The 21,091-nt window shown below is 67.7% G+C and carries 22 protein-coding genes and 1 tRNA gene; 16 read left to right on the forward strand and 7 right to left on the reverse strand.

Going from position 1 to position 21,091, the window contains the following annotated elements; all coding sequences use genetic code 11:
• Positions 1–34 precede the first annotated feature (34 nt).
• From purU to WS57_RS32740, 5 genes are all read right to left on the reverse strand, one after another.
• Positions 35–919 carry a formyltetrahydrofolate deformylase gene (purU, locus tag WS57_RS32720; protein ID WP_059482826.1) on the reverse strand — a complete coding sequence of 295 codons (885 nt, stop codon included), beginning with the start codon at positions 917–919 and terminating at the stop codon, positions 35–37.
• 67 nt (positions 920–986) lie between these two features.
• On the reverse strand, positions 987–1,844 hold the full coding sequence (locus WS57_RS32725; RefSeq protein WP_059601055.1) for an NUDIX hydrolase: 858 nt from the start codon (positions 1,842–1,844) through the stop codon (positions 987–989).
• Positions 1,845–1,849: 5 nt separating this feature from the next.
• Positions 1,850–2,464: a LysE family translocator gene (locus tag WS57_RS32730; RefSeq protein ID WP_040128215.1), complete on the reverse strand. Its 615-nt coding sequence runs from the start codon at positions 2,462–2,464 to the stop codon at positions 1,850–1,852.
• A 26-nt stretch (positions 2,465–2,490) separates the two neighbouring features.
• Positions 2,491–3,057, reverse strand: coding sequence for an adenine phosphoribosyltransferase (locus tag WS57_RS32735; RefSeq protein WP_009693743.1), 567 nt, complete (start codon positions 3,055–3,057; stop codon positions 2,491–2,493).
• 82 nt (positions 3,058–3,139) lie between these two features.
• Positions 3,140–5,146, reverse strand: coding sequence for a monovalent cation:proton antiporter family protein (locus WS57_RS32740; protein WP_059601051.1), 2,007 nt, complete (start codon positions 5,144–5,146; stop codon positions 3,140–3,142).
• A gap of 125 nt (positions 5,147–5,271) precedes the next feature.
• Here WS57_RS32740 and kdsD point away from each other — a divergent pair, with 125 nt between their 5' ends.
• The 11 genes from kdsD to WS57_RS32795 all read left to right on the forward strand — a co-directional run bounded on the left by kdsD (position 5,272) and on the right by WS57_RS32795 (position 14,495).
• Positions 5,272–6,255, forward strand: a complete 984-nt coding sequence (gene kdsD / locus WS57_RS32745) for an arabinose 5-phosphate isomerase KdsD (RefSeq protein WP_040128218.1) — start codon at positions 5,272–5,274, stop codon at positions 6,253–6,255.
• Positions 6,255–6,791 carry a KdsC family phosphatase gene (locus tag WS57_RS32750; protein WP_060255080.1) on the forward strand — a complete coding sequence of 179 codons (537 nt, stop codon included), beginning with the start codon at positions 6,255–6,257 and terminating at the stop codon, positions 6,789–6,791. Before kdsD ends, WS57_RS32750 begins: the two co-directional genes overlap by 1 nt.
• Before the next feature lie 3 nt (positions 6,792–6,794).
• Positions 6,795–7,409: an LPS export ABC transporter periplasmic protein LptC gene (gene lptC, locus WS57_RS32755; protein WP_009693750.1), complete on the forward strand. Its 615-nt coding sequence runs from the start codon at positions 6,795–6,797 to the stop codon at positions 7,407–7,409.
• A 20-nt stretch (positions 7,410–7,429) separates the two neighbouring features.
• Positions 7,430–8,095: a lipopolysaccharide transport periplasmic protein LptA gene (lptA, locus tag WS57_RS32760; RefSeq protein ID WP_009693751.1), complete on the forward strand. Its 666-nt coding sequence runs from the start codon at positions 7,430–7,432 to the stop codon at positions 8,093–8,095.
• A complete protein-coding gene (lptB, locus tag WS57_RS32765; protein WP_009693752.1) occupies positions 8,092–8,868 on the forward strand; it encodes an LPS export ABC transporter ATP-binding protein in 777 nt (258 codons plus the stop codon). Before lptA ends, lptB begins: the two co-directional genes overlap by 4 nt.
• A gap of 154 nt (positions 8,869–9,022) precedes the next feature.
• Entirely contained in the window at positions 9,023–10,528 is a 1,506-nt protein-coding gene (locus WS57_RS32770) for an RNA polymerase factor sigma-54 (protein WP_040128221.1), read from the forward strand.
• Between the two features lie 158 nt (positions 10,529–10,686).
• Positions 10,687–11,046 carry a ribosome hibernation-promoting factor, HPF/YfiA family gene (hpf, locus tag WS57_RS32775; protein ID WP_009693755.1) on the forward strand — a complete coding sequence of 120 codons (360 nt, stop codon included), beginning with the start codon at positions 10,687–10,689 and terminating at the stop codon, positions 11,044–11,046.
• Positions 11,047–11,243: 197 nt separating this feature from the next.
• Complete coding sequence (locus WS57_RS32780) at positions 11,244–11,756, forward strand: PTS sugar transporter subunit IIA (protein ID WP_040129020.1); 513 nt, start codon at positions 11,244–11,246, stop codon at positions 11,754–11,756.
• Positions 11,757–11,884: 128 nt separating this feature from the next.
• Entirely contained in the window at positions 11,885–12,853 is a 969-nt protein-coding gene (gene hprK / locus WS57_RS32785; protein WP_006483133.1) for an HPr(Ser) kinase/phosphatase, read from the forward strand.
• 67 nt (positions 12,854–12,920) lie between these two features.
• The gene (gene rapZ, locus WS57_RS32790) at positions 12,921–13,829 is read left to right on the forward strand and encodes an RNase adapter RapZ (RefSeq protein WP_009693757.1); all 909 of its coding nucleotides are present in this window, start codon (positions 12,921–12,923) and stop codon (positions 13,827–13,829) included.
• Positions 13,830–13,856: 27 nt separating this feature from the next.
• Positions 13,857–14,495 carry an LON peptidase substrate-binding domain-containing protein gene (locus WS57_RS32795; protein ID WP_009693758.1) on the forward strand — a complete coding sequence of 213 codons (639 nt, stop codon included), beginning with the start codon at positions 13,857–13,859 and terminating at the stop codon, positions 14,493–14,495.
• Between the two features lie 30 nt (positions 14,496–14,525).
• Here WS57_RS32795 and mutY read toward each other — a convergent pair whose 3' ends face one another.
• A complete protein-coding gene (mutY, locus tag WS57_RS32800) occupies positions 14,526–15,635 on the reverse strand; it encodes an A/G-specific adenine glycosylase (RefSeq protein WP_059512678.1) in 1,110 nt (369 codons plus the stop codon).
• 25 nt (positions 15,636–15,660) lie between these two features.
• Positions 15,661–16,488, reverse strand: coding sequence for a bifunctional DNA-formamidopyrimidine glycosylase/DNA-(apurinic or apyrimidinic site) lyase (gene mutM / locus WS57_RS32805; protein ID WP_059512676.1), 828 nt, complete (start codon positions 16,486–16,488; stop codon positions 15,661–15,663).
• A gap of 88 nt (positions 16,489–16,576) precedes the next feature.
• Here mutM and WS57_RS32810 point away from each other — a divergent pair, with 88 nt between their 5' ends.
• The 5 genes from WS57_RS32810 to WS57_RS32830 all read left to right on the forward strand — a co-directional run bounded on the left by WS57_RS32810 (position 16,577) and on the right by WS57_RS32830 (position 21,047).
• Positions 16,577–18,400, forward strand: coding sequence for a tetratricopeptide repeat protein (locus WS57_RS32810; protein ID WP_040128227.1), 1,824 nt, complete (start codon positions 16,577–16,579; stop codon positions 18,398–18,400).
• Entirely contained in the window at positions 18,400–19,020 is a 621-nt protein-coding gene (gene lolB / locus WS57_RS32815) for a lipoprotein insertase outer membrane protein LolB (RefSeq protein WP_040128229.1), read from the forward strand. Before WS57_RS32810 ends, lolB begins: the two co-directional genes overlap by 1 nt.
• A 14-nt stretch (positions 19,021–19,034) precedes the next feature.
• Positions 19,035–19,916 carry a 4-(cytidine 5'-diphospho)-2-C-methyl-D-erythritol kinase gene (gene ispE / locus WS57_RS32820; protein ID WP_059512673.1) on the forward strand — a complete coding sequence of 294 codons (882 nt, stop codon included), beginning with the start codon at positions 19,035–19,037 and terminating at the stop codon, positions 19,914–19,916.
• Between the two features lie 52 nt (positions 19,917–19,968).
• Positions 19,969–20,045, forward strand: a tRNA-Gln gene (locus WS57_RS32825).
• Between the two features lie 45 nt (positions 20,046–20,090).
• The gene (locus WS57_RS32830; RefSeq protein ID WP_009690953.1) at positions 20,091–21,047 is read left to right on the forward strand and encodes a ribose-phosphate pyrophosphokinase; all 957 of its coding nucleotides are present in this window, start codon (positions 20,091–20,093) and stop codon (positions 21,045–21,047) included.
• Positions 21,048–21,091 lie beyond the last annotated feature (44 nt).

Below are 21,091 nucleotides of genomic sequence, written 5' to 3' on the forward strand. Positions count from 1 at the left end.
TCGATCGCCGGTCGGGCACCGGCCGGCCGGGCGATCAGCGGAACACGACCGTCTTCGTGCCGTTCAGCACGATCCGGTGCTCGACGTGCCACTTCACCGCGCGCGCGAGCGTCACGCACTCGACGTCGCGGCCGATCGCGGTGAGCTGGTCGGGCGTCATGCTGTGATCGACGCGCTCGACTTCCTGCTCGATGATCGGGCCTTCGTCGAGGTCGGTCGTCACGTAGTGCGCCGTCGCGCCGATCAGCTTCACGCCGCGGTCGAACGCCTGGTAGTACGGCTTCGCGCCCTTGAAGCTCGGCAGGAACGAATGATGGATGTTGATCGCGCGGCCGGCGAGCTGCCGGCACAGGTTCGGCGACAGGATCTGCATGTAGCGCGCGAGCACGACCAGATCGGCGCGGTTCTCCTCGATCACCTCCAGCACGCGCGCTTCCTGCGCGGCCTTCGCCGCCTCGGACGCACCGGCGGCCAGCGGGAAGTGATGGAACGGCACGTTGTAGCTCGCGGCGAGCTGGTAGAAGTCCTTGTGATTCGACACGATCGCCGCGATCTCGATCGGCAGCTGGCCGGTGCGATAGCGGAACAGCAGGTCGTTCAGGCAGTGGCCGATCTTCGACACCATGATCACGACGCGCGGCTTCACGGCCGCGTCGTGCAGTTCCCAGCGCATCGCGAACTGCTCGGCGAGCGGCGCGAACTCCTCGCGCAGCCGCTCGAGCGCCGACGCGGCATCCGCGCCGCCGCCGTCCTGCTCGAAATGCACGCGCATGAAGAATTCGCCGGTACGGCTGTCGCCGAACTGCGCCGAATCGAGGATGTTGTTGCTGCGCTCGAACAGGAAGCCCGAGACCGCATGGACGATGCCGTGCCGGTCCGGACACGACAGTTTCAAGATAAAGCTGTGATCGGTCGACATGACCGCTACTCCCTTCGTTTCCGTATTCGTCAAATGGCCCGTTCGCGCCGCCGGGCCGCGCACCGCGTCATGCGGCCGTCGCGAACAGCGCGTCGATGCCCGCCGCGTCGGCCGCCGCGAGCCAGCGATGGCGCAGCAGCGTGTCGAGCATCGCGAGGCTCGCGTCCACCGTCGCGCGGCCGTCGCGCAGCCAGCCGATCACCTCGGGCACGCCGGCCAGCAGGTGTTCGGCCACTTCGCCGTCCTGGTTGTGCGGCGCGAAGTCGTGCGGCAGCGGCAGGTCGTACACGAAGATCAGTTCGGACTGCGTGCCCTCCGGCAGCGAGCAGAGCACCTGCACCGCGCGGCCCGCGATCGCGCGCGCCGCGAGCCCGGCCGGGATGCCGGCCTCTTCCCAGCATTCCTTGGTCAGCGTCTCGTGAACGCCGAGGCCCCAGCCGATGCCGCCCGCGACGACGTTGTCGAGCATGCCGGGATCGGTCGCCTTGGTCGCGCTGCGGCGGCCCAGCCACATCTGCGGCACCGCCGGCGCGTCCGGCGCAGCCGCATATTCTACGATGCCGTTCAGGTGTACCGCATAAGTCTGCGTGCCGAAAAAGCGCGACGCGGCCCGCTCGATATACGCGAGCGGCGGATCGTCGAAGCGGTTGCGGATCGCGTAGATCTCGTCGCGCCAGCCGGGAATCGCCCCTTCGGCCGCGAGCGCGCCGATCGCGCTCGCCAGCGCCATGCTGCGCGCGTCGACCGTGTCGTAGCGCGCCGACAGCACGACGCGCGTGTCGGTCAGCTCGAACACGTCGGGCCAGCGCGCGAGCTTCGCGATGTCGTGCCGGCGCACCCAGCCGACCGCCTGCCCGGCGATCTCGAAACGCAGGTGCGCGGCCGGATCGAAGCGGCGCGCGGCCGCGATACAGGGAAACGTCATCGTCGTCAGTCCTTCAGCGCCACGCGGATGCCGATCGCGATGAAGGTCGCGCCGGCGAGCCGGTCGAGCCACACGCCGGCCTTCGGCCGCCGCTTCAGCCACGCGCCGATCATGCCCGCGCCGACGCCGAACAGCGAGAAGATCGCGGCCGTCTGCAGCATGAACAGCGCGCCGAGCTCGAACATCTGCAGCGTCACGCCCTGCGCGCCGTGCGGATCGACGAACTGCGGCAGGAACACGACGAAGAACAGCGTGACCTTCGGGTTCATCAGGTTGCCGATCACGCTCTGCCGGAAAATCACGCCGAGCGGCTGCGGCGGGCGCGCATGCGCGTTCGCGAGCCCCTGGCTGCGCAGCGCCTTGATGCCGATCCATACCAGGTACGCGGCGCCCGCGAGCTTCAGGATCTGGAACGCGACCGGCGACGAGCGCAGCACGGCCGCGACGCCGAGCGCCGCCAGCGTCGTGTGGAACAGGATCCCGGCCGTGAAGCCGAGCGCGGCGACGAAGCCGGCCGCGCGGCCCTGCGAGATGCCGCGCGCGAGCACCTGCAGGTTGTCGGGACCCGGCGCGAACGTGATCGCGATCGAGGTGGCGAGAAACAGCATGAAGTTCGGCATCGTGGCCTCGCTGCGTGGGCCGGCGCTCAGTGGCCGGCGAATTCGGTAACGGTATAGACCGGCAGCCCTGCGTTGCGCAGCAGCGCCGAGCCGCCGAGATCGGGCAGGTCGATGATCGCCGCGCCCTCGACGACTTCCGCGCCGAGTCGCTGCAGCAGGTTGCGCCCCGCCATCATCGTGCCGCCGGTCGCGATCAGGTCGTCCATGATGATCACGCGGTCGCCCGGCTTGCATGCGTCCTCGTGGATCTCGACCGTCGCGCTGCCGTATTCGAGCTCGTACGACTCCGAGCAGGTCTTGTACGGCAGCTTGCCGACCTTGCGGATCGGCACGAAACCGACGCTCAGCTCGTACGCGACGATCGGCGCGATGATGAAGCCGCGCGCATCGAGACCGGCCACATAGTCGAGCTTCGCATCGACATAGCGCTCGACGAACAGGTCGACGAGGATGCGCAGCGCCTTCGGGCTCTGCAGCAGCGTCGTGATGTCGCGGAACATCACGCCCGGCTGCGGCCAGTCGGGCACCGTGCGGATCTGGCTGTGGATGAAGGCGACCGGATCGAGCGGTGCGCCCGACGACGAATGCGGCATGAAACTCTCCGAAAAAAACGGTGCGCGAAGATCGGGCACCGTTTCTGGTAAATACGGGTCAGGTTATCGATCGACCTGCGACTCAGGCCGCCACGGCCGGCGGGTCGCGCCGATGGCGCGACAGCCGCTCCTCCGCGAGCGCGAGCGCCTCGGGCAGCCCGCGCAGCACGACGATGTCGCTCGCGCGCAGCTTGGTCTGCGGATCGGGCTCGACGCCGCGAATGCCGTGCCGGCGGATCGCCGTGACTTCGAGCCCGAGCGCGTACAGCCCGAGTTCCTCCAGCGAGCGCCCGACCGCATCCGCACGCGCGTCGACCGGCACCGATTGTAGCCGCACCTGCTCGTGGTCGTCGTCGTCCGCGTCGTCGGCGCCGCGGAAATAGCCGCGCAGCAGGCTGTAGCGCTCGTCGCGCATCTCCTCGACGCGCCGCACGACCTTGCGCATCGGCACGCCGACCAGCACCAGCGTATGCGACGCGAGCATCAGGCTGCCCTCGACGATCTCCGGAATCACCTCGGTCGCGCCCGCCGCGAGCAGCTTCTCGAGATCGGCGTCGTCGACGGTGCGCACGATCGCGGGCAGCGTCGGCTCGAGTTCGTGCACGTGATGCAGCACGCGCAGCGCCGACGGCGTGTTCGCATAGGTGATCGCCACCGCCGCCGCGCGGTGGATACCGGCCGCGAGCAGCGACTCGCGGCGCGCCGCGTCGCCGAACACGACCGATTCGCCGGCCGCGCCGGCCGCGCTCACGCGGTCCGGGTCGAGGTCGAGCGCGACATACGGAATGCCTTCCTGCTCGAGCATGCGCGCAAGGTTCTGCCCGGCGCGGCCATAGCCGCAGATGATCACGTGCCCGCGCTGCTTCAGGCTCTGCGTCGCGATCCGCGTCATCTGCAGCGACTGCTGCATCCATTCGGTCGACGACAGCCGCATCACGATCCGGTCGGCGTTCTGGATCAGGAACGGCGCCGCGAGCATCGACAGCAGCATCGACGCGAGGATCGCCTGCAGCAGCGTCGAATCGACGAGGTGCCGGTCGAGGATCAGGTTCAGCAGCACGAAGCCGAATTCGCCGGCCTGCGCGAGCCCGATGCCGGTGCGCATCGCGACGCCCGGCGTCGCGCCGAACAGCCGCGCGAGCCCCGCGATCATGGTTCCCTTGAACAGGATCTGCCCGACGAAGAAACCGAACACCAGCAGCGGATGCTCCCAGATCACGCGCGGGTCGAGCAGCATCCCGGTGGTCACGAAGAACAGGCCGAGCAGCACGTCGCGGAACGGCTTGATGTCCTCCTCCACCTGATGGCGAAACGGCGTCTCGGAAATCAGCATCCCCGCGATGAACGCGCCGAGCGCGAGCGACAGGCCGAACTTGTCGGTGATGAACGCGGCGCCGAGCGTGACGAGCAGCAGGTTCAGCACGAACAGTTCCTGCGAGCGGCGCCGCGCGACAACGTTGAGCCAGCGCGTCATGAACTTCTGGCCGACGATCAGCAGCAGCGCCAGCGCGATCACGATCTTGACGGCCGCGAAGCCGAGCGTGATCGCGAGGTCCTTCGACGATTCGGCGCCGAACGCGGCGATCACGATCAGCAGCGGCACGACCGCGAGATCCTGGAACAGCAGCACGCCGAAGATGTTGCGGCCGTGCTCGGTCTCGATCTCGAGCCGCTCGGCGAGCATCTTCGACACGATCGCCGTCGAGGACATCGCGAGCGCGCCGCCGAGCGCGACGGCGCCCTGCCACGTGATGTGCACCCAGCGCTCGAACAGCATCCCGAGCAGGACCGCAAGCGCCAGCGTCGCGACAACCTGCATCAGGCCGAGCCCGAACACGAGCCGCTGCATCGCGCGCAGCTTCGCGAGCGAGAATTCGAGGCCGATCGAGAACATCAGGAACACCACGCCGAATTCCGCGAGATGCTCGGCCCGCTCGAGATCCGCCGCGACGCCGAACGCATGCGGGCCGACCAGGATGCCGACGGTCAGGTAGCCGAGCATCGGCGGAAGGTTCAGCGAGCGGAACACGACGACGCCCACCACTGAAGCCAGCAGCAGCAGGAGCGTCATTTCGAGCGGGGAAATCACGGGCAAAGCGTCCTCGTTCGTCGGTGCCGTCGCGCAGCGGGCGCGGCGGCGTAGCGTGGGATAGGCGCATCGGACGAGTCCGAAGGGCCGGCGCGGCGAACAAACGCCTTTGCTATACTCCGCGCATGATAGCGAAAATCAATGATGATCGGGCGCTCGCGCTCGCCCGCGACGTGCTCGACATCGAGGCGGACGCCGTGCGCGCGCTGCGCGACCAGCTCGACGGCGACTTCGTCCAGGCCGTCGCGCTGCTGCTCGGCTGCCGCGGCCGCGTCGTGGTGTCGGGCATCGGCAAATCGGGGCATATCGCCCGCAAGATCGCGGCAACGCTGGCCAGCACCGGCACGCCGGCCTTCTTCGTCCATCCGGCCGAAGCCAGCCATGGCGACCTCGGCATGGTCACGGCCGACGACGTCTTCATCGGCATTTCCTATTCCGGCGAGTCCGAAGAACTCGTCGCGATCCTGCCGCTCGTGAAGCGGATCGGCGCGAAGCTGATCGCGATCACGGGCCGTGCGGAATCGAGCCTCGGCACGCTCGCCGACGTGAACCTGAACGCCGCGGTATCGAAGGAAGCCTGCCCGCTGAACCTCGCGCCCACCGCGAGCACGACCGCCGCGCTCGCGCTCGGCGACGCGCTCGCCGTCGCGGTGCTCGACGCGCGCGGCTTCGGCTCCGACGACTTCGCGCGCTCGCATCCCGGCGGCGCGCTCGGCCGGCGCCTGCTCACCTACGTGCGCGACGTGATGCGCTCGGGCGACGACGTGCCGAGCGTCGGCCTCGACGCGACGCTGTCGGACGCGCTGTTCCAGATCACCGCGAAGCGGCTCGGCATGACGGCCGTGGTCGACGCGAACGGCAAGGTCGTCGGCATCTTCACCGACGGCGACCTGCGCCGCGTGCTCGCGCGCGACGGCGACTTCCGCTCGCTGTCGATCGCCGAGGTGATGACGCGCGACCCGCGCACGATTGCGCCGGATCACCTGGCGGTCGAGGCCGTGGAACTGATGGAGCGCCACCGGATCAACCAGATGCTGGTGGTCGATGCCGACGGCGTGCTGATCGGCGCACTGAACATGCACGACCTGTTTTCGAAGAAGGTGATCTGATGAGCGCTGCGCTGACCGCGGCCGAACGCGCAAGCCGCATTAAGCTGATGATTTTCGACGTCGACGGCGTGCTGACCGACGGCGGCCTGCTGTTTACCGCCGCCGGCGACGCGATGAAGTCGTTCAATTCGCTCGACGGCCACGGCGTGAAGCTGCTCGGCGAAGCCGGCATCGCGACCGCGATCATCACGGGCCGCCGCTCGGAGATCGTCGCGGCGCGCGCGAAGGAAATGAAGATCACGCACCTGTTCCAGGGCGTCGAGAACAAGCTGAACGTCTTCGCGGACCTGATCGCGTCGCTCGGCCTCGCGCCGGACGCGTGCGGCTACATGGGCGACGACTGGCCCGACCTGCCGGTGATGCTGCGCTGCGGCTTCGCGACCGCGCCGGCCAATGCGCACCCCGAGGTAATCGCCCGCGCGCACTGGGTTGCCGAGGCCCGCGGCGGCCATGGCGCGGTGCGCGAGGTCTGCGACGCGATCCTGCGCGCGCAGCGGCGCTACGACGCGCTGCTCGCGGCCGCCTGCGGAGCCTGACGGATGAACGCGCATTTCCGCTGGACCCAGTTGCTGCCGCTCGCCGCCGTCGCGGCGCTCGCCGGCGTCACATGGTGGCTGCTGCAGGCGACGCTGCCGCCGCCCGGCGAGGGCGCCGTGCAGCCCAAGCGCCACACGCCCGACTATTTCGCCGACAACTTCTCGGTCACCGAGCTCGACCAGTCCGGCACGACCCAATACCGGCTGACGGCCGCGAAGCTGATCCATTACGAAGACACCGAGTCGAGCGACCTGACCGACCCGGCGATGCGTGCATTCCAGCCCGGCAAGCCGGTCGTGACGACCACCGCGCTGCGCGGCACGGTCAACGGCGACGTGTCGATCGTCGACCTGTACGACAACGCGCGGATCCTGCGCGCGGCCGGCGGCGGCGATCCGCAGATGCAGGCCGATTCCCAGCATTTCCGGATCTTCGTCAATGACGATGTGATCCAGACCGAAAAGCCGGTTAAACTTCAGCGCGGCCTGTCGCTCGTCAACGCGACCGACGGCATGAAGTACAACAACGTCACCCGGGTCATCGAGCTTTACGGCAACGTGCGCGGCACGATCGCCGCGTCGGATGCGTCCGGCGGCTCGAAAGGCCAACCCAAGTGACGCTTCCCTCACGTGACTGCATGAACGAACCGTTCCCTCGACAGAATTCCGGCGGCGCTGCGCGCGCCGTCCGCGCCGCGCTCGCCGCGGCGCTCGTGGCGCTCCCGCTGGCCGGGCTGGCGCCGCTCGCCCATGCCGAGAAGGCCGACCAGAACAAGCCGATCAACGTCGAGGCGGACAACCTGACCTATGACGACCTGAAGCAGGTCACGGTCGCGACCGGCAACGTCGTGATCACGAAGGGCACGATCAAGATCACCGGCGACCGCGTCGAAGTGCGCCAGGACCCGGAAGGCTACCAGTACGCGACGTCGTTCGGCAGCGGCAAGAAGCACGCGACGTTCCGCCAGAAGCGCGAAGGCCTCGACGAGTACATCGACGGCGATTCCGAGCGCATCGACTACGACGGCAAGCAGGACCTGACGACGCTGACGACCGCCGCGACCGTGCGCCGCCTGCAGGGCACCTCGACGATCGCCGACACCGTGCACGGCAGCGTGATCACGTACGACGGCCAGCACGACTTCTACACCGCGAAGGGCGGCAAGGACGTCGCCGCGCCGGGCAACCCGAACGGTCGCGTGCGCGCGATGCTGTCGCCGAAGAACGGCGGCCCTGCGCCGCTGAACGGTGCACCGGCCCGGCTGTCGCCGTCGACCGCGATCCAGGGAGCGCCGGGCCAATGAACGCGCTACCCAACCGCCAGCCGGCCGGCACCACGAGTTCGCTCGTCGTGCGCAACCTGAAGAAGCGCTACGGCTCGCGCACGGTCGTCAAGGACGTGTCGCTCGACGTGAAGAGCGGCGAAGTGGTCGGCCTGCTCGGCCCGAACGGCGCCGGCAAGACCACCTCGTTCTACATGATCGTCGGCCTCGTGCCGCTCGATGCGGGCGAGATCTCGCTGAACGGCAGCTCGATCAGCCTGCTGCCGATCCACAAGCGCGCATCGCTCGGCCTGTCGTACCTGCCGCAGGAAGCGTCGGTGTTCCGCAAGCTGACCGTCGAGGAAAACATCCGCGCGGTGCTCGAACTGCAGCACGGCGACGACGGCAAGCGCCTGTCGAAGGACGCGATCGCGTCGCGCACCGAGGCGCTGCTCGACGAGCTGCAGATCGCTCACCTGCGCGAGAACCCCGCGCTGTCGCTGTCGGGCGGCGAACGCCGCCGCGTCGAGATTGCGCGCGCGCTCGCGACCAATCCGAGCTTCATCCTGCTCGACGAACCGTTCGCGGGCGTCGACCCGATCGCGGTGCTCGAGATCCAGAAGATCGTCAAGTTCCTGAAGCAGCGCAACATCGGCGTGCTGATTACCGACCACAACGTGCGCGAAACGCTCGGCATCTGCGATCACGCGTACATCATCAGCGACGGCTCGGTGCTCGCCGCCGGCGCGCCGAGCGAGATCATCGAGAACGAAAGCGTGCGCCGCGTGTACCTCGGCGAACATTTCCGCATGTAACGCCTTCCTGGCAGCCCCCGCCCGGCCCCCGCGGCGCGGGGCCGCGTCCCGTGCCGCGGCGATGCCGCCCGGCGGGGCGCCGCGCCGCGCGTAATCGCGGATGGCTCAATGCGCCTGGGTCGTGGCACACTGCCGGTATGACTCTCTCTCTGCCATGAAAGCCAGCCTCCAACTCCGCCTGTCGCAACACCTGGCGCTGACGCCCCAGCTACAGCAGTCGATCCGGCTCCTGCAGTTGTCGACGCTCGAACTGCAGCAGGAAGTGGCGATGGCCGTCGCCCAGAACCCGCTGCTCGAAAACGACGACGACTGGATCGCCAGCCCGCTGCGCGTCGCGGCGGACGGATCGTTGATCGCGCAGACGCCGCCCGCGTCGAACACCGAGCCGGCCATCGCGAACGGCAACGGCCAGTCGACCGATCGCGCGGAGCGCGACGAGCCGGCCGGCGCCGACGAATACGACGCCTACGCGTCCGGCGACGGCAACGACGGCCCGCAATGGAATCTCGACGAATTCGGCCGCGCGAGCGGCGCGTCGGACGACGACGACCTTCCGCCGCTGCAGGTGCAGGAAGCCGCGACCTCGCTGCGCGACCACTTGTCCGCGCAACTGCGCGTCACGCAGGCCAGCCCGCGCGACCGCGCGCTCGTGATCTTCCTGATCGAATCGCTCGACGACGACGGCTACCTGACCTCGACCCTCGACGAGATCCTCGCCGACCTGCCCCCCGAACTCGAAGTCGACTGCGACGAGCTGAACGCGGCGCTCGCGCTGCTGCACAGCTTCGACCCGGCCGGCGTCGGTGCGCGCTCGGCGTCCGAGTGCCTGAAGCTGCAACTGCTGCGACTGGATCCGTCCCCGACCCGCACGCTCGCGCTCGACATCGTGTCGCAGCATCTCGAGCTGCTGGCCGCGCGCGACTTCACGCGGTTGCGCAAGCACCTGAAGGCGAGCGACGACGCGCTGCGCGACGCGCACGCGCTGATCCGCTCGCTGGAGCCGTTCCCCGGCGCCGCGTACGGCAAGGCCGAGGCCGACTACGTGGTGCCCGACATCATCGTGAAGAAGGTCGGCCAGGGCTGGCAGGCCGAGCTCAATCCCGAGGTCGTGCCGAAGCTGCGGATCAACAACCTGTACGCGAACATCCTGCGCAACAGCCGCGGCGATCCGTCGGCCGGATCGCTGAAGCAGCAGCTGCAGGAAGCGCGCTGGCTGATCAAGAATATCCAGCAGCGCTTCGACACGATCCTGCGCGTCGCGCAGGCTATTGTCGAACGTCAGAAGAATTTCTTTGCGCACGGTGAAATTGCCATGCGCCCCTTGGTTTTGCGGGAAATAGCTGATACGCTGGGCCTACACGAGTCGACTGTCAGCCGTGTGACAACCGGCAAGTACATGCTGACCCCGTTCGGGACGCTTGAATTTAAGTACTTCTTCGGATCGCACGTTTCGACCGACACCGGAGGCGCCGCTTCGTCGACCGCCATCCGTGCCCTCATCAAGCAACTGATAGGAGCCGAAGACCCAAAATCGCCGCTTTCGGACAGCCGCATTGCCGAGCTGCTGGCAGAACAAGGCTTCGTGGTCGCGCGCCGCACGGTTGCCAAGTATCGCGAAGCCCTCAGGATCCCGGCAGTGAATCTGCGCAAGTCTCTTTAAGCCTGCTGCCTGCCCGGCGGCAGGCGTGTTCCGGCCACCGCGCATACGGGGAACAGGCCGGGCGACCTGTCCGCGATTCGCCGCCTCGCGCGGCACGGGCAAGTCGACCGGAGCGCCGCCTCGATGCGGCCGGGTGGTCACTCGCTTGGAGAAGCACTATGAACCTGAAGATCAGTGGACATCATCTCGAAGTCACCCCTGCAATTCGCGAATACGTGATCACCAAGCTGGACCGGGTGCTACGGCATAGCGATCAGGTGATCGATGGCACTGTGATCCTCTCGGTCGACAACCACAAGGAAAAGGACAAGCAGCAGCGTGCGGAAATCAATCTGCACCTGAAGGGCAAGGACATCTTCGTCGAAAGTTCGAACGGCAACCTGTATGCGGCGATCGATCTGCTGATCGACAAGCTGGACCGCCAGGTCGTCAAGCACATGGAGCGCCTGCAGACGCACGCGCATGACCCGATCAAGCTGCAGCCGGCCGTCGAACAGATCGAACTGCCGCCGCAATAACCGTCACTGCTGCACACACGCCGCCCGGTTCGCCGGGCGTTTTTTTTGCGGCGCCACGCGGTGCAGTCGATGGTCCGACCGCGCTGCACCACGTGCGCGGCTGTGTTCTATAATGCTCCGGTTATCGCCGGGGGGCGTTGGACGCGGTAGCCGTGCCTTGCGGGTTGCCGATGCCGAACGCCTTGATATCGCCGAACATGGAAAATCAGTCTGCCGCCGCAAGGAGACCCCAGGCCGCCCAATCGCCTGCCAACATGAATCGCCTAGCCAAAATCCTGCCCATAGAGAACGTCGTCATCGACCTCTCCGTCACCAGCAAGAAACGCGTCTTCGAACAAGCCGGGCTGATCTTCGAGAATCAGAACGGCATCGCCCGCAGCACCGTCACGGACAACCTGTTCGCGCGCGAGCGCCTCGGCTCGACCGGGCTCGGCGAAGGCGTCGCGATTCCGCACGGGCGCATCAAGGGCCTCAAGCACCCGCTCGCCGCGTTCGTCCGCCTCGCCGACGCCATCCCGTTCGAAGCGCCCGACGGCCAGCCGGTTTCCCTCCTGATTTTCCTGCTCGTCCCCGAGCAAGCCACCCAGCAGCACCTCGAAATCCTGTCGGAAATCGCGCAGCTGCTGTCCGACCGCGACGCGCGAGAGCGTTTGCACAACGAAACGGATACCGCCGAGTTGCATCGCCTGCTCACTCAGTGGCAACCTTGAGTTGATCCGGGCGGAATATTTTCCCGTACGTGGCGGCATGTGCCGCCGCCCAGGGCCGCCCGGCGCCGGTCCCGCACCGCGACGCCCGTCGCTGCGCGCAGGCACCGGTTCATTGGAGTGACGCAGTCATGGATACGTCCAGCATCAACGCCCAGAGCATCTTCGACGACAACGCGGCCACGCTGAAGCTGAGCTGGCTGACGGGGCATGAAGGCTGGGAACGCGGCTTTTCCGCCGACACCGTCGGCAACGCGACGTCGAGCGCCGACCTCGTCGGCCACCTGAACCTGATCCACCCGAACCGGATCCAGGTGCTCGGCGAAGCCGAAATCGACTACTACCAGCGCCAGACCGACGAAGACCGCTCGCGCCACATGGCCGAGCTGATCGCCCTCGAACCGCCCTTCCTGGTCGTCGCCGGCGGCGCCGCGGCGCCGCCCGAGCTGGTGCTGCGCTGCACGCGCTCGTCGACCCCGCTGTTCACGACGCCGATGTCGGCCGCCGCGGTGATCGACAGCCTGCGCCTCTACATGTCGCGCATCCTCGCGCCGCGCGCGACGCTGCACGGCGTGTTCCTCGACATCCTCGGCATGGGCGTGCTGCTCACCGGCGACTCGGGCCTCGGCAAGAGCGAGCTCGGCCTCGAACTGATCAGCCGCGGCCACGGCCTCGTGGCCGACGATGCGGTCGACTTCGTCCGTCTTGGCCCCGATTTCGTCGAAGGCCGCTGCCCGCCGCTGCTGCAGAACCTGCTCGAGGTGCGCGGCCTCGGCCTGCTCGACATCAAGACGATCTTCGGTGAAACCGCCGTGCGGCGAAAGATGAAGCTGAAGCTGATCGTCCAGCTGGTGCGGCGTCCGGACGGCGAATTCCAGCGCCTGCCGCTCGAAAGCCAGACCGTCGACGTGCTCGGCCTGCCGATCAGCAAGGTCACCATCCAGGTCGCGGCCGGCCGCAACCTCGCGGTGCTGGTCGAGGCGGCCGTGCGCAACACGATCCTGCAGTTGCGCGGAATCGACACGTTGCGCGATTTCATGGATCGGCAACGACTCGCGATGCAGGATCCCGACAGCCAGTTCCCCGGCAAGCTCGTATAGCGTCCGCTCGCACCGGCCACCGCGTCGAGCCGGTGCTATGATGAAACGTCAGGATTCTCTGCTTCCCATGCGCATCGTCCTCATCACCGGCATCTCCGGCTCCGGCAAGTCCGTCGCGCTGAACGCGCTCGAAGACGCAGGCTACTATTGCGTCGACAACCTGCCGCCGCACGTGCTGCCCGAACTCACCCGCTATCTCGCCGAGGAAGGCCAGCGCCGGCTCGCGGTCGCGATCGACGCACGCTCGAGCGCGTCGCTCGACGAGATGCCGGGCCTGATCCGCGCACTGTCGCGCGAGCACGACGTGCGCGTGCTGTTCCTCAATGCGAGCACCCAGGCGCTGATCCAGCGCTTCTCCGAAACGCGCCGCCGCCATCCGCTGTCCGGCTCGCCGTCGCACGATGCGAACGTCGGGCTGCTGTCGTCGCTCGAGGAGGCGATCGAGCGCGAGCGCGAACTCGTCGCGCCGCTCGCCGAGTTCGGCCACCAGATCGACACCAGCACGCTGCGCGCGAATGCGCTGCGCACCTGGGTCAAGCGCTTCATCGAGCAGAAGAACAACGACCTGATGCTGATGTTCGAGTCGTTCGGCTTCAAGCGCGGCGTGCCGCTCGACGCGGACCTGATGTTCGACGTGCGCGCGCTGCCCAATCCGTACTACGACCACGAGTTGCGCCCGCTCACCGGGCTCGACCAGCCGGTCATCGCCTTTCTCGACGCACTGCCGATCGTCCACCAGATGATCGACGACATCCATGCGTTCCTGATGAAATGGCTGCCGCACTTCCGCGAAGACAACCGCAGCTACCTGACCGTCGCCATCGGCTGCACGGGCGGTCAGCATCGCTCGGTGTTCATTGCGGAAACGCTCGCCGCGCGCGTCGCGCACGAGGCGAACGTGATCGTGCGGCATCGTGACGCGCCGGTGGATGTCGACGCGTCGTCGCGGCTCGTCACCGAGGTCGACCGACCCTAGCGACGGCCCGCCCACCGCCCGCGCGCCATGTCCTCCCTATCGACCACCCTGATCGACCTGCCGCTGTTCCCGCTTCATACGGTGCTGTTTCCCGGCGGCCTCCTGCCGCTCAAGGTGTTCGAGGCGCGCTATCTCGACATGTCGCGCGCCTGCCTGCGCGACAATGCGCCGTTCGGTGTCTGCCTGCTGAAAAGCGGCCCCGAGGTCGCGCAGGACGGCGCGGTGTCGGTGCCCGAGACGATCGGCTGCATGGCGCGCATCACCGAGTGCGACACCGGCGAATTCGGCATGCTGTACCTGCAGGCGATCGGCACGCAGCGTTTCGAGCTGCTGTCTTACCGCGTCGAATCGAACGGGCTGCTGGTCGGCATCGCCGAGCCGCTGCCCGACGACATCCCGCTCGAAGGCGAACAGGCGCTCGCGCAATTCGGCTCGTGCGCGGAGGTGCTCGAACGCATCATCGATGCGCTGAAGAAGAAGACCGAGCCGGACAAGCTGCCGTTCGCCGAACCGTTTCGCCTCGACGACCCGAGCTGGGTGTCGAACCGCCTCGCGGAACTGCTGCCGCTCGATTTGCGCGCGCGGCAGAAGCTGATGGAGTTTCCGGACGTCGGCGCGCGCATCGACGCCGTGCACCACGTGCTCGATCGGCACGGCTGGTTGTAGGCGTCTTCGCAGCCAACGCCCTGCCCGTCTTTACAGCAGCGGCCCGCTCAGCGCATCGAGCAGCTTGCGCACCGGCGCCGGCACGCCGTACGCGTCGAGCCCGGCGAGCGGCACCCATGCCGTCTCGGCCTCCTGCGCATGCACGGCCGCCGGGCCGTCGCCGTCGGCCAGCTCGCTCAGACGCGGCTCGATCTCGAGCCGGAAATGCGTGAAGGTATGCGTGAGCGGCGCGAGCGGCACCGGGCCGCCGCCGCCGAAGCGGCGCGCGAGATCCGCGAGCGCGGCATCGCCGTCGGCCTGCGGCAGGCTCCACAGCCCGCCCCAGATGCCGGCCGGCGGCCGCCGTTCGAGCAGCACGGCGTCGCCGTCGCGCAGCACCAGCATCCAGGTCTTGCGCGTCGGCACGGTCTTCTTCGGCCGCGCGGCGGGCAGTTCGCGCTGGCGGCCCGTCGACTGCGCGACGCAGTCGCCAGCGAACGGGCAGCGCGCGCAGTCGGGCTTGCCACGCACGCACAGCGTCGCGCCGAGATCCATCAGCCCCTGCGTGTAGGCGCTCACGTCGGCCGCGTTCGCGGCATCGGGCAGCAGCGATTCGGCAAGCGCCCACATGTCGTTCTCGACGCGCTTCTCGCCCGGAAATCCTTCCACGCCGAACACGCGGGCGAGCACGCGCTTCACGTTGCCGTCGAGGATCGTCGCGCGCGCGGCATACGCGAACGATGCGATCGCCGCGGCCGTCGAGCGGCCGATGCCGGGCAGTTCGGCGAGCGCGTCCGGCGTGGCCGGAAACGCGCCGCCGTGTTCCGCGACCACGACCTGCGCGCAGCGGTGCAGGTTGCGCGCGCGCGAGTAGTAGCCGAGCCCCGCCCACAGCGCCATCACGTCGTCGATCGGTGCGGCCGCGAGCGCGGCGACGTCCGGATAGCGTTCGAGAAAGCGCGTGTAATACGGGACGACGGTCGAGACCTGCGTCTGCTGCAGCATGATTTCCGACAACCAGATCCGGTACGGATCGCGGGTGTTCTGCCACGGCAGGTCGTGGCGACCGTGCACGCGCTGCCATGCGATCAGGCGCGTGGCGAAGGTGCGGTGCAGCGGCGTGACGGGAAACGGAGCGGGGGCGATGCGGGGCGGCTTCAAGTTTTCGGATCGGAAGAAAGGGGGTTCAACGCTGGCAGGTCGGACAGAAATAGGTCGACCGCTGGCCCTGCACGATTTGCCGGATCGGCGTGCCGCAAACGCGGCACGGCGCGCCCGCTCGATCATAGACGAAGCAGTCGAGCTGGAAATAGCCGCTCTCGCCGTTGCTGCCGACGAAATCGCGCAAGGTGCTGCCGCCGCGCTCGATCGCGTCGGCCAGCGTCGCGCGCACCGCGTCGGCCAGCCGCTCGTAGCGCGGCAGCGACACCCTGCCGGCGGCCGTGGTCGGGCGGATGCCGGCGCGGAACAGGCTCTCCGACGCGTAGATGTTGCCGACGCCGACGACGATGTCGCCCGCGAGCAGCGCCTGCTTGACCGACACCGTGCGCCCGCGCGTGCGCGCATGCAGCAGCGCGCCGCTGAACGCCGGCGAGAACGGCTCGACGCCGAGGGTCGCGAGCAGCGGATGCGCATGCACGTCGCCCGCCTCGCGCGGGTGCCACAGCACGGCGCCGAAGCGCCGCGGATCGCGGAACCGCAGCACGAATTCGTCGAAGATCCAGTCGATGTGGTCGTGTTTCGCGGCGACCGGCACGCCGGCGGCCGGCAGCACGCGCAGCGTGCCGGTCATGCCGAGGTGGACGATGAACCAGCCCGCGTCGATTTCGAACAGCAGATACTTGCCGCGGCGCTCGACGGCGAGCACCTCGCGCGCGCGCAGCTGTTCCGCGAGCCCGGCCGGCACGGGCCAGCGCAGCATCGCGGTACGGACGTCGACACGCTCGACGCGGCGGCCCGCGACAAAGGGCGCGATGCCCCGGCGCGTGACTTCGACTTCTGGCAACTCTGGCATGGTTTGCGGGTCTGAAACCCGATGATCACGATCGTGCGTGTATTGTAGCGAGCGCGTTACAATCGGTTGAAACATCGAACGGATTTCCATGACCCTGCCCTCGAAGCTGCTTCAGAAGCGCCCCGCCGCCGAGCGCGGCGCGCGCGCATTCCCGGTCCGCCGTGCGCTCGGTGCCGCGCTGTTCGCCGTCTGGACCCTCACCGCCTTCCCGGCTCACGCGCAGGATCCGGCAACGGACGACGCGGAGTCGCAGGGTGCGTTCGATCACGTGATGCCGGACGAGAAGAAGGATCTTCCCGGCGTCGCACTGACGAGCCAGATCGTCTACCAGGTGCTCGCCGCCGAGGTCGCGCTCCAGCGCAACCAGCCGGCGCCGGCGTACCAGACCTACCTCGCGCTCGCGCGCGACACGCGCGATCCGCGCATGGCGCAGCGGGCGACCGAGATCGCGCTCGGTGCGCAAAGCCCGGCCGACGCGTTGTCCGCCGCCAACCTGTGGCGCCAGTACGCACCCGACTCCAACCGAGCGTCGCAGGTCGATGCCGCGCTGCTCGTGCTCGCCGGCAAGCCGGCCGACGCGCAGCCGATGCTCGCGCGCGAACTCGCGCGGGCGACCGGCGAGACGCGCGGCCCGGCGATCCTCGCGCTGCAGGCCTTGCTCGTGCGCGGCCCCGACCGCGTCGGCGGCCTCGCGGTGCTGAAGGACATGCTGAAGAACGACATGAGCCGGCCCGAGGCGCAGCTCGCGATCGCGCGCCAGCAGCTCGCGGTCGACGACAAGGAAGGCGCCGCGCAGTCGCTGAAGCAGGCGCTGCAGATCCGCCCCGACTACCTGCCCGCGGCGCTGATGCTGTCGCAGATGGGGCCGGCGGAACGCGCGGCCGGCATCGTGTCGTTCGAGAAGTACGTGCAGCAGAATCCGAAATCGCGCGATGCGCGGCTCGCGCTGTCGCAGCTCTATCTCGCCGACGATCGCCTCGACGACGCGCAGAAGCAGTTCGAGACGATGCGCAAGCTCGACGCGAAGGATCCGACGCCGCTGATGGCGCTCGCGCTGATCAAGATCCAGCAGAAGAAGCTCGACGATGCGAGCGCGTACCTGAAGCAGTACGTGCAGCTCGGCGCGAAGCAGCCCGATCTCGACGTCGGCCAGGGCTACATCTACCTCGCGGAAATCGCGATCGAACAGGGCAATGACGCGCAGGCGTCGCAATGGCTCGACAAGGTCGACCAGACGAGCCAGCACTACCTGCCCGCCCAGATCACGCGCGCGCAGCTGCTGCAGAAACAGGGCAAGACCGACGAGGCGCGCAAGGTGCTCGACGACCTGCCCGTCAGCGACCCGCGCGACGCGGCCGTGATCGCGCGCACCGACGCGTCGATCCTGTTCACCGCGAAGCGCTATCCGGAGGCCGAAGCGCGGCTCGGACAGGCGGTCCAGGACTTCCCCGACGATCCCGACCTGCGCTACGACTACGCGATGGCGGCCGAGAAGACCGGCCACTACGCGACGATGGAAAAGCAGCTGCGCGAGCTGATCCGCACGCAGCCCGACAATCCGCAGGCGTACAACGCGCTCGGCTATTCGCTCGCCGATCGCAACCAGCGCCTGCCCGAGGCCAGCAAGCTGATCGAGAAGGCGCTGTCGCTCGCGCCGAACGACGCGTACATCATGGACAGCCTCGGCTGGGTGAAATACCGGATGGGCGACACGGCCGGCGCGGCGAAGATCCTGCGCCGCGCGTACGACCTGCAGCCGAACGCCGAAATCGGCGCGCATCTCGGCGAGGTGCTGTGGAAGACCGGCTCGCAGGAAGACGCGCGTTCCGCGTGGCGCGCCGCGCAGAAGCTCGAGCCGGACAACGAGACGCTCGTGCAGACGCTGAAGCGCTTCCAGATCAACGGTCTCTGATGCGGATGTTCCCGATGCTTTCCCTGTCTTTCCGCGCGCAGCGCACGCTGGCCGCGGCCGGCGCGGCGCTCGCGCTCGCCGGCTGCGCGAGCACGCCGCCGTCGGCGCAAGCCCCGGCAGGCGGCGTGCTGCAAACCGCCGCGACGCATGCCTACCACGGCCGCTTCGCGGTGCAGTACAACGACCGCCTCGGCAAGCCGCAGAACGTGTACGGCAACTTCGACTGGCAGGAGCACGGCGACGACGTGTCGCTCGAACTGCGCAGCCCGCTTGGCCAGACGCTCGCGGTCGTCAAGTCGACGCCGCAGGTCGCGACGCTCGAATTGCCGAACCGCCAGCCGCAGTACGCGACCGACGTCGGCGAGCTGATGCAGAACACGCTCGGCTTCTCGCTGCCGCTCGCGGGCCTGCGCTACTGGCTGCTGCCGACGCCCGCGCCCGCGACGCCGGCCGAAACGGTACGCGACCCGGCCGACAGCACGCGCGTCAAGCAGATCCGCCAGGACGGCTGGACCATCGACTACCTCGCCTACGCGGACGCCCCGGCCACGGGCGTCAAGCGCGTCAACCTCGTGCGCGCGACGCCGCCGCTCGACATCAAGCTCGTGCTCGACCAGTGAGCACCCACCTACGCATGACCGATTCGACCCGCTCGCTGCGCGACTGCCTCGCGCCTGCGAAACTCAACCTGTTCCTGCACATCACCGGCCGGCGCCCGAACGGCTATCACGATCTGCAAAGCGTGTTCCAGTTGCTGAACTGGGGCGACACGCTGCACTTCACGCTGCGCGACGACGGCCAGGTGGTCCGCGTGACCGACGTGCCCGGCGTGCCCGAGCAAAGCGATCTCGTCGTGCGCGCGGCCAACCTGCTGAAAACGCATGCGGGCACCGCGGCCGGCGTCGATATCGAAATCGACAAGCGCCTGCCGATGGGGGCGGGCCTCGGCGGCGGCAGCTCCGACGCGGCGACGACGCTGCTCGCGCTGAACCGCCTCTGGAAACTCGACCTGCCGCGCGCCGAACTGCAGTCGCTCGCGGTCAAGCTCGGCGCCGACGTGCCTTTTTTTGTTTTTGGAAAAAATGCGTTCGCAGAGGGTATCGGAGAAGAATTAGCTGAGGTACAATTGCCGACTCGCTGGTTCCTGGTTGTGACGCCAAGCGTTCATGTCCCGACCGCTGAAATTTTTTCAGATGAGTTGTTGACAAGAGATTCAAAGCCAGTCACAATTACGGACTTTCTTGCACAGCAAAACGTTGATGCGGGATGGCCAGACAGCTTCGGCCGGAACGACATGCAGCAGGTTGTGACAAGGAAGTACGCGGAAGTTGCGCAGGTGGTCAAATGGTTGTATGATGTGACCCCCGCGAGGATGACCGGCTCCGGAGCAAGCGTGTTTGCAGCGTTTCGCAGCAAGCAGGAGGCAGAAGCGGCGCAAGCCCGACTGCCTGCCGGTTGGAACGGCGCTGTTGCCGAGAGCCTGAACGAGCATCCGCTCTTCGCTTTCGCGTCATGAAGTTTCGCTTTATCGGATGTCCTACCGTCCGGTGAAGTTATCAGTTAAGTGTAGGGGAGTCGCCAAGTTGGTCAAGGCACCGGATTTTGATTCCGGCATGCGAGGGTTCGAGTCCTTCCTCCCCTGCCAAAAATTTTCCCGCATTTTCCCGCCTAAGCCCGAAGCAGGTGCATGATGAGCAGCCATGACGGCCTGATGGTTTTTACTGGCAACGCGAATCCCGCGCTTGCTCAGGAAGTCGTCAATATTCTTGGAATCCCCCTCGGCAAAGCAATGGTCAGCCGTTTCTCCGACGGCGAGATCCAGGTCGAGATCCAGGAAAACGTGCGCGGCAAGGACGTCTTCGTCCTGCAATCCACGTGCGCACCGACCAACGACAACCTGATGGAACTGATGATCATGGTCGATGCGCTGAAGCGCGCATCCGCCGGCCGGATCACCGCTGCCATCCCCTACTTCGGCTACGCCCGCCAGGATCGCCGCCCGCGTTCGGCGCGCGTCGCAATCTCGGCGAAGGTCGTCGCGAACATGCTGGAAATCGCCGGCGTCGAGCGGATCATCACGATGGATCTGCACGCCGACCAGATTCAGGGCTTCTTCGACATTCCGGTCGACAACATCTACGCGACGCCGATCCTGCTGGGCGACCTGCGCAAGCAGAACTACGCGGATCTGCTGGTCGTGTCGCCGGACGTCGGCGGCGTGGTCCGCGCCCGTGCGCTCGCGAAGCAGCTGAACTGCGATCTCGCGATCATCGACAAGCGTCGCCCGAAGGCGAACGTGTCGGAAGTGATGAACATCATCGGTGAAGTCGAAGGCCGCACCTGCGTGATCATGGACGACATGGTCGATACGGCCGGCACGCTGTGCAAGGCTGCGCAAGTGCTGAAGGAGCGCGGCGCGAAGCAGGTGTTCGCCTACGCGACGCACCCGGTGCTGTCGGGCGGCGCCGCCGAGCGCATCGCCGCGTCGGCGCTCGACGAACTCGTCGTCACCGACACGATCCCGCTGTCGGCCGAGTCGCTCGGCTGCTCGAAGATCCGTGCGCTGACGAGTGCGAGCCTGCTGGCCGAAACGTTCTCGCGAATTCGCCGCGGCGATTCGGTGATGTCGCTGTTCGCGGAATCCTGATCGCGCACCGACAAGCAAAAGCATGCGTGAAAAGCGAAGCGGCA

The organism is Burkholderia pseudomultivorans (genome assembly GCF_001718415.1).
GTDB classification, from domain to species: domain Bacteria; phylum Pseudomonadota; class Gammaproteobacteria; order Burkholderiales; family Burkholderiaceae; genus Burkholderia; species Burkholderia pseudomultivorans_A.

Excerpts from the sequence above, each read along its gene's own strand:
- purU (WP_059482826.1), bottom strand. The coding sequence starts at position 919 with ATGTCGACCGATCACAGCTTTATCTTGAAACTGTCGTGTCCGGACCGG.
- WS57_RS32725 (WP_059601055.1), bottom strand. The coding sequence starts at position 1,844 with ATGACGTTTCCCTGTATCGCGGCCGCGCGCCGCTTCGATCCGGCCGCG.
- WS57_RS32730 (WP_040128215.1), bottom strand. The coding sequence starts at position 2,464 with ATGCCGAACTTCATGCTGTTTCTCGCCACCTCGATCGCGATCACGTTC.
- WS57_RS32735 (WP_009693743.1), bottom strand. The coding sequence starts at position 3,057 with ATGCCGCATTCGTCGTCGGGCGCACCGCTCGATCCGGTCGCCTTCATC.
- kdsD (WP_040128218.1), top strand. The coding sequence starts at position 5,272 with ATGATAGCGAAAATCAATGATGATCGGGCGCTCGCGCTCGCCCGCGAC.
- WS57_RS32750 (WP_060255080.1), top strand. The coding sequence starts at position 6,255 with ATGAGCGCTGCGCTGACCGCGGCCGAACGCGCAAGCCGCATTAAGCTG.
- lptC (WP_009693750.1), top strand. The coding sequence starts at position 6,795 with ATGAACGCGCATTTCCGCTGGACCCAGTTGCTGCCGCTCGCCGCCGTC.
- lptA (WP_009693751.1), top strand. The coding sequence starts at position 7,430 with ATGAACGAACCGTTCCCTCGACAGAATTCCGGCGGCGCTGCGCGCGCC.
- lptB (WP_009693752.1), top strand. The coding sequence starts at position 8,092 with ATGAACGCGCTACCCAACCGCCAGCCGGCCGGCACCACGAGTTCGCTC.
- WS57_RS32770 (WP_040128221.1), top strand. The coding sequence starts at position 9,023 with ATGAAAGCCAGCCTCCAACTCCGCCTGTCGCAACACCTGGCGCTGACG.
- hpf (WP_009693755.1), top strand. The coding sequence starts at position 10,687 with ATGAACCTGAAGATCAGTGGACATCATCTCGAAGTCACCCCTGCAATT.
- WS57_RS32780 (WP_040129020.1), top strand. The coding sequence starts at position 11,244 with ATGGAAAATCAGTCTGCCGCCGCAAGGAGACCCCAGGCCGCCCAATCG.
- hprK (WP_006483133.1), top strand. The coding sequence starts at position 11,885 with ATGGATACGTCCAGCATCAACGCCCAGAGCATCTTCGACGACAACGCG.
- rapZ (WP_009693757.1), top strand. The coding sequence starts at position 12,921 with ATGCGCATCGTCCTCATCACCGGCATCTCCGGCTCCGGCAAGTCCGTC.
- WS57_RS32795 (WP_009693758.1), top strand. The coding sequence starts at position 13,857 with ATGTCCTCCCTATCGACCACCCTGATCGACCTGCCGCTGTTCCCGCTT.
- mutM (WP_059512676.1), bottom strand. The coding sequence starts at position 16,488 with ATGCCAGAGTTGCCAGAAGTCGAAGTCACGCGCCGGGGCATCGCGCCC.
- WS57_RS32810 (WP_040128227.1), top strand. The coding sequence starts at position 16,577 with ATGACCCTGCCCTCGAAGCTGCTTCAGAAGCGCCCCGCCGCCGAGCGC.
- lolB (WP_040128229.1), top strand. The coding sequence starts at position 18,400 with ATGCGGATGTTCCCGATGCTTTCCCTGTCTTTCCGCGCGCAGCGCACG.
- ispE (WP_059512673.1), top strand. The coding sequence starts at position 19,035 with ATGACCGATTCGACCCGCTCGCTGCGCGACTGCCTCGCGCCTGCGAAA.
- WS57_RS32830 (WP_009690953.1), top strand. The coding sequence starts at position 20,091 with ATGAGCAGCCATGACGGCCTGATGGTTTTTACTGGCAACGCGAATCCC.